The sequence below is a fragment of the Leptospira broomii serovar Hurstbridge str. 5399 genome (assembly GCF_000243715.2).
Lineage (GTDB): Bacteria > Spirochaetota > Leptospiria > Leptospirales > Leptospiraceae > Leptospira_B > Leptospira_B broomii.
This window is the reverse complement of the sequence record NZ_AHMO02000008.1, coordinates 2070343-2077500: the sequence shown is the minus strand read 5'-3', so window position 1 is coordinate 2077500 and position 7158 is coordinate 2070343. Positions and strand designations below refer to the sequence as shown.

Sequence of the window (7158 nt, the reverse complement as noted above, 5' to 3'; positions counted from 1 at the left end):
CGCTGACCGCATAATTGGAGCTAGCGGCAGTAAACGATCCCGTACTAGTTACGGTATTGACTGTACCGGGAAACCCTAATACCGGATTGAAATCGGCGACCGGTGAATTATAAAGAAGTAGGAACAACATCATATTTTGATCGGAGTTCCCCCCTCCCTTCTTGCACGAAGATAGTAGCAGAAGAAAAGGAATAATTAAAGCAAGAAGACGACTGTTTAGCTTCATACGAATTCCTATAGAACAAAATAAAAATAAGGCAATTATTTTTTTATAACATTTGCAGGAATGGAATTCAAAAAAGAATAAAATATTCTTAATGTACGTAGAACTACTTACAGAGCCTATCCGAATCTACGTACTATTACCAACCTCTTATTTTCGTCGAATGATCTTGGAATGTGCATCTGGTCTCGGATATCAATTCCGGATTTTCGTTATGCCTCGCTCGATTTTTTTACGAACAAAATTTCTTCCTTCAGTTCAGCCGAGTTTTGATATAGGGCCTATATAAAGTTTTTGCAATCTTTGGATTATTTGAAATTTCACTCGAACTTGGCTTCAGACTTCGATAGACCACTTGATCGATACGAGATTTTTACAGGGAATTTCCGACGATTTTTTTACGAAAGATAGGAAAGGCCAGAGATTCTGATTCCTTCAAAGAGGAAATCTCTAAGAAATAAAATCATCCCTAAAGGTAAAAACCGGAACCGCGAAGAGGCTCCAGAAATTGCGAACGCAATGGCCTTTGCGGTTTATGAACCGTCCTGGATTCGAATTCTTATATGGGAACTGTCACATTGCGTTCGTATAGACGTCTTTCTTTTAAAGAAGGAGAAAAATATGAATCTTAGATTCGATTATGCCAGAGCATATCCGGCTGCATTGCAAGCAATGCTGTCCTTGGAGGAATTCACTAAATCGGGAGGAATCGACTCTAAACTGCGTGAACTGGTTAAAATCAGGGCTTCGCAAATAAACGGCTGCGCATTTTGTCTTTATATGCATACGAAGGACGCCCGATCGGAAGGCGAGGAGGAAAAAAGGATATATTTACTCAACTCATGGAAGGAATCTCCTTACTATACCGAAAAAGAAAGAGCAGCGTTAGAGGTTACGGAATACGTAACTAAAATTTCTCAGGAAGGATTACCGGACCATGTATACGAAAATGCAAGAGCCTATTTCGACGAAAAAGAATTTGTGGCATTGATCATGTTAATAAACACGATTAATTCATGGAATCGGATCGCAATAACCACCGGAAAGCAGGCACCATTAGCATGATCTTACGGAAGAGTTTAAATTACTATTAATTAGCATAATTTAAACCCTTCCGAGCGAGTAGGGATTTAGTCGGTTTGAAACCGGCCCACTAAGGAGCTAAGATGGGAAGCCTGTCCTCGCATCTCTCCGGAATACCCGGTCACTTGATCGGCACCAGCTGCTATCTCCTGTGTTCCTTCCGAAATGCTCAGAATCGTTTTAGTAATCTCATCGGTAGCCCGTTTTTGTTCGAGGACCGCCTCTTCGATTTGCATGCTAAAATTCATTAGGCTGGAAGCGCTCTGCCTAATTTCGACGGTATTTTTCTCCTGCGTTTTCACCGAGACGAGAACGCTCTTTGCCGTCCGATCAAACTCTTCGACCCGAACTTTCAGGCGTTTTAAGACCTCGGAGGCTTCCCCCACCTTAGCGTTTCCATTTGCGACCGCTTCGTTGGTCGAATTTACTAAATTGCCTATTTCTTGCACCGATACCGACGTCTGAGCCGCAAGCTTTCCGATCTCCTCTGCCACGACCGCAAAGCCTTTACCTGCATCCCCTGCGCGGGCCGCTTCGATCGCGGCGTTCAGGGCCAAGAGATTCGTCTTTTCCGAAATATCCGTGATAATCGATAAGATTTCCGTAATGCGTGAGGCCGAATCCCGGATGCCTGCCATTGCCCTCGTGGAGGAACTCATTGCGTTTTCCCCGCTCGAAGCTTCTTCCTTCGATTCCGTCGCTAGACTCGCCAGCCCTTGCATCTCGCTATTAATACTGGCGATTTGTTCGCGTAACAGAATCACGTTACCGTCGATCTCTTTCATATTAGAGACAGCTCGTTCCATGGATTTTCCCACGTTCTCTGCGGAAGAGGCAAGCTCCTCGACGGCTGCCGACGATTCTTCCGCTGCCGAGGCTTGAGTTTGTGCTACGTCCGAAAAATGACTCGAGGAAAAATTCATCTCGTCCGAAGTCTTCGAAATTTTTCCCGCAGTTGAACTGATTTCAGCCACGATTTTACGAAGACCGTCTCTCATTTGGGCCATTGCCCCTAGAACTTTTCCGATCTCGTCGTCTCTATCATAGTCGGTATGCACGGTAAGGTTCCCCTTCGCAATCTCCTGAGAAAATCCGATCGCTTGCAAAAGTCCGGAAGTGATCAATCTTTTAAAAATAACGTTTAGAACTATCAATACGGTGATCAGGATTAATACCGAACTCACTATACTCTCTAAAATAACTTTGCTTAGATCTTCCCAAAAAATCGACTTAGGAATACTGATCTTGACGACCCAATGTTTCGCGTCTCTTCCCAGTCGAAAAGGAAGATAATAATGTAAATGATCCTCGGATTCGAAAGAGAATTTCTTAGCCTGTTCCTTGGTCCGAATAACTAAATCCAATTCTTCCGAATTCGGAAGTTGCTTACCTAGAAGTTCCGGATGTTGGCTATGGGCGGCATACAATCCCTTGGATGAAATTAAAGAAATATATCCCTGCCCTCGGAAGGGTTTTATATCTTTAAAAAAAGCCTGAAGCTGGTCTAACGCAATATCGATACCCGCTACTCCGTAAACGTCCTTGTCCAGGCTGATTGGAGCCACGAGCGAGATCATCCAAACATCCTTACCGGCAACCGGATAAATATACGGGTCGATCACAGCCATTTCATTAGTTCTTTTTGGAATATTATAATATTCTGCTTTTTCATCGTTAGTGTCGTAGTTTACGCTCGGTTCCAAGTCCAGGACATCAGCGCCTTTGGATCGACCGATATAAGGTACAAATCTTCCTGTAGCATCATGACCGGCAGTATTTCTAAATTGTGCGTCTCTCCCGTCGAAAGCGTTGGGCTCGTAAATCAGCCACATTCCGAACCAATTTTTATTCCGCCCCAACATTCCGCGAATAGCGTTGATGACTTGGCTTCGTTCTGGAGTTGCGTAAATCAAAGGCCATCGAAACCCTCGGATCATTCCCAAACCTACGTCAAGCATGTCCTTCACTTCCAGCGCCCAGCGTTCTGCCGTAACTTCGGAATTACGTTCTATTTCACTTCGAAGATTTCTATAGGAGGCGATCGAATTAACTACGGTTAAAAGAGAAAAGCCCGCAATCAAAACCAAGGAGACATATATGGAAACTCTAGCACGAATACTCATAGCGAGGTGAAAGAATGCATAAGCCTCTTTTTTTTAAAGTAAAAAAGTTAATTCTCGATCGGAATATCCCCCGTTTTTTATAATCTTGAAACGTAAACATTTCGCTTAACAATTGCAGGAGAAACTAGGTTCGAAGAAAGGTTTTAAGATTTTTAAATTGAGAAATGTCTCCCTGGATTCGAGAAGGAAACGAGGGATTCTCGTTGACCAAAATTCTTCGGAATTCGACTCTCGACAAAGAGTCTCTATCGCAATGTTAAACAAGGTCTCACTCTCAGTGATCCTGCTGACCTTCGGCGTTCAATCTGCCGAGGCTGCGTTTAGACAATATGCGTTCGTAAGCCTGATTTGCACTTGTAATCATGCCTCGAAAGCGGAGACTCATGAAGCGGATATAGAAGACGATTACTTCGTTTCAAAGACGGATTCTTCCTTGCAAATCCTCTCTGTCGAACGGTCCGGAAAGCTTCCAGATTGTCATTCCGTAAAAGACAAACAATCGGAGCACGAGTGTGCCTGTAAAAAGCACGAGAAGAACTATGAAAATCCCGGTTTTTCTTTCCAATTCTTAAATGAAAGATCCGATATAAATTTCGTTCCGATTAAGATAAACTCCGCAACCATAATCGCCTCCGAGGTTCCCCTATCCTCCGGTTATCAAGGGAATCCATTTCGTCCACCCCATCGTTGATCAAGACGGATGGGAGTGAGCTAGAGCCACGGAATTCTCCGTAATCCGTGGACCCCTTCTAAAAGATTATTCTTTTAAAATTTCAAACGCATGGACTATCGAACGTTCCGGGCGAATGTTAAGAAGAACGAATAATATCGTTTCTCAATTGAGAATCTTTCCATCCATTACCTTTCTCTAACGGAGATCATCCGAATCAATAGGATAAGGTGGACATACGGTCATGTCACTCTATACAAAAAATAGCATTTTACCGCTTGTATTCTGTGTTTTCAGCATAGGATGCACCGTAACGAAAGCGGGGGACTATAATAAGTCCGCCACTCTTCTTAATCTTTTAGCCGCGGGTCAAACGCAGGCGTACGTCTATATTTCCAATTCAAGCACCTCCTCCTTTGGAATTAATCCGATACAGGCTCAAGTTGGTGGAGGATTTAGCACTTTGCCGGAAATCTCGTCTTCCGTCCAACCCGCAGGATTAATCGCATCCGGAATCGGGACCGGACATGTTCTGTCCACTTTATCAAATTCGAATATAGTGCAGATTATTCAAACCGGAGCTCAACAAACCGTTTTAAAAACCATCCCCGTCGGAACGAACCCGCTCGAAATCGTCGTCGACCCGAACAATACCGACCATCATTGGACGATGAATAACGGAAACGCATCCGGAATCGATTCGATCTTATGTTCGTCGGAAGCAAATCCGAACGTATCTTCGATTTCAGTCGTGCACGACGATCCGGATCCCGTTATCATCGCGTACATTCACGCTTCTATCTGTGTAGGAAAAGGAGCGCATAAAGTCGCCTTCCAGACAGTTTCTCCTTTCTTAGCGCTCGTCACCAATCAATCGGACAATACGGTTTCCGTAATAGACGACGATTCAAATTCTCCGACATTTTTAGGGGCGCCGGGAATCAATCCTCCCGACACAAACGGCGGAGTTTTAAGGACAATCACGGTCGGAACCGCACCGTTAAACGTAGCCTATTCTTCATTTATGAATCTGTTCTATGTATACAACACCGGAGCCGGTACGATTTCCGTGATCGACCCTAACGGAAATAGCGGAACCGGAGCCTTACTCGGTTCTTCGCTTAACGTCGGCAAGGGATATACCGTAATGAAAACGGACGTAAGCGGTAGATACCTAATTCTTTCCGGTACGGATACGACTACTTACAGTTCTTTAGCCTATGGAATTTTAAGATTTCTAGATTTAGCGGACCCGACCGGCGCTACGTTCGGTTTAACTCGAATTCCTAAGGCAGGTTTCTCCGATTTTCAGCAATCACCGGACGGAAAAAGACTCTTCGTAGCCTCAGCAGTTTCCGGAACATCGACACAAATTTCTTCGATCAACTCGGGAGCATTCTATATTTTCGACAGTTCATCCCTTCCAAATCCGAGCTTACTCCAGACCGCGATGGTCGGATCTTCCAACCAATCATACAGAACTTTTTCGATAAACGCGATGAGCGGCTCTGTAAAGAATCTTTTTGTTCCGAATTATAGCGACGGAACCGTCACGATTATAGATGGAATGAGTTACAACCCCTTAACGACCGTATCGGTAAATGGAAACCCCACTTATTCCACGATCTTCCAACCGGGCGGAGCAGATGCGTTAGGTGGTATGGGCGGAATGGGAGGCATGAGTGGAATGTAATATGCCTTTATCAAATCGAATCGGTTCCCTCTTGAAGACGACTCGGAAAATCATTTTAATTTCCATGATATTCGGAGGCACTCTTCTCTCCGCGGAGGAGGGAATTCTGGACGATCTTTTCGGAAATAAAGAGGGTAGCAAAAAGTCGCCAAAAAATATTTCTGAAAGTAAAAATAAAGAATCCGAAAACTCGGAAAGAAGCAAGCTTCCGGAAAATTCCGAAAAAAAGGAATCTCCGGCCGAACCGAAAAAAGATTCATCTTCCTTTAATGTCGACGAGCAAGACGCATCGACGTTAAAGGAAGATGGTAAGAACCCGGTAGTGGTCGAAAAAAAGGAGTCCGAACATTCCCGCAAGCATGCTTCCAATCACCTACTGGAAGCCCCATCCGGATTAATGGGAACTCACACTCACGTACCGGGGAATATTATGGTAGAATATCGTTATATGCTTATGAATATGTCCGGTTTGTATCAGGGCTCGAATAAGATAGATCCCATGCTGCCCCTCGTATTTCCTCACCAAACGACGACGAACGGCAGTATTATCGGATTGCCTACAGCCTCGCCGACATTTGGAAATTCGACTTACATGATGACTCCTACCCGAATGAATATGGAAATGCATATGGCAACCGTCATGGGCGCGATTACCGAAAACCTTACAGCAATGGCAATGATTCCTTTCGTAAGGAACAGTATGGAAATGTTGAACGGCGGCAGTTATTTAAAAACTTATATGAGTGCACAAGGAGTGGGAGACATTCAAGGCAGAATATCATATCGAACCATGCATAAAGAAAATCATTCGCTTTTATTAAGCCTCGGCCTAAGTTTTCCGACGGGCTCGATCGATCAACAGGACTTCATGGCGCCGGGATTACCCCGAATAAAAGTCCCGTACGGTATGCAACCGGGAACCGGAACTTATAATCCTTCTCCCGGATTAACATATACCGGAAAATGGGAAAAAATATTCTGGGGAACGCAAGCGTTGGCCAACTTAAGAGACGGGAAAAACGCAAACGGATATAAATTCGGAAACCGTTACGAAGCTTCTTTTTGGATAGGCCTGAAAGTTAAGGATTGGATTTCGTTTCTAGGAAGAATACAGCTCGATAAGTGGGAGAATTTGTCCGGCTCGGACCCGAGCTTACCGATAGCGATGAATCCGCAAAACGATCCCGAAAAACAAGGAGGCAGAAGAACGATCGCCTTCGCAGGAACAAATATTAAACTTCCATTAATTTCTGATCTTGAAACTAGAATCAATTTCGAATATGGTGTTCCAATCCAGCAACATTTAAACGGCCCCCAACTCGGATTAAAATCCGCATTCAACGTATCGGCACAGGCTCTGTTTTAA

Annotated in this window: 6 protein-coding genes (1 of these 6 only partly in view); 4 read left to right on the top strand and 2 right to left on the bottom strand. The window is 44.2% G+C overall.

Going from position 1 to position 7158, the window contains the following annotated elements; all coding sequences use genetic code 11:
• Positions 1-226 carry the start of a hypothetical protein gene (locus LEP1GSC050_RS15265; protein WP_010572084.1) on the bottom strand. The gene continues 752 nt to the left of window position 1, outside the view, so 226 of the gene's 978 nt are visible here — the first part of the coding sequence; its start codon is at positions 224-226; its stop codon lies beyond the left edge, outside the window.
• A gap of 618 nt (positions 227-844) precedes the next feature.
• Here LEP1GSC050_RS15265 and LEP1GSC050_RS15255 point away from each other — a divergent pair.
• Positions 845-1288, top strand: a complete 444-nt coding sequence (locus LEP1GSC050_RS15255; RefSeq protein WP_040911764.1) for a carboxymuconolactone decarboxylase family protein — start codon at positions 845-847, stop codon at positions 1286-1288.
• 65 nt (positions 1289-1353) lie between these two features.
• Here LEP1GSC050_RS15255 and LEP1GSC050_RS15250 read toward each other — a convergent pair whose 3' ends face one another.
• Positions 1354-3429, bottom strand: a complete 2076-nt coding sequence (locus LEP1GSC050_RS15250; protein WP_010572082.1) for a methyl-accepting chemotaxis protein — start codon at positions 3427-3429, stop codon at positions 1354-1356.
• 253 nt (positions 3430-3682) lie between these two features.
• Here LEP1GSC050_RS15250 and LEP1GSC050_RS15245 point away from each other — a divergent pair, with 253 nt between their 5' ends.
• The 3 genes from LEP1GSC050_RS15245 to LEP1GSC050_RS15235 all read left to right on the top strand — a co-directional run bounded on the left by LEP1GSC050_RS15245 (position 3683) and on the right by LEP1GSC050_RS15235 (position 7158).
• The gene (locus LEP1GSC050_RS15245; protein ID WP_040911762.1) at positions 3683-4120 is read left to right on the top strand and encodes an LIC_11090 family protein; all 438 of its coding nucleotides are present in this window, start codon (positions 3683-3685) and stop codon (positions 4118-4120) included.
• A 223-nt stretch (positions 4121-4343) separates the two neighbouring features.
• A complete protein-coding gene (locus LEP1GSC050_RS15240) occupies positions 4344-5792 on the top strand; it encodes a YncE family protein (protein WP_010572080.1) in 1449 nt (482 codons plus the stop codon).
• Between the two features lies 1 nt (position 5793).
• Positions 5794-7158: a transporter gene (locus LEP1GSC050_RS15235; RefSeq protein ID WP_010572079.1), complete on the top strand. Its 1365-nt coding sequence runs from the start codon at positions 5794-5796 to the stop codon at positions 7156-7158.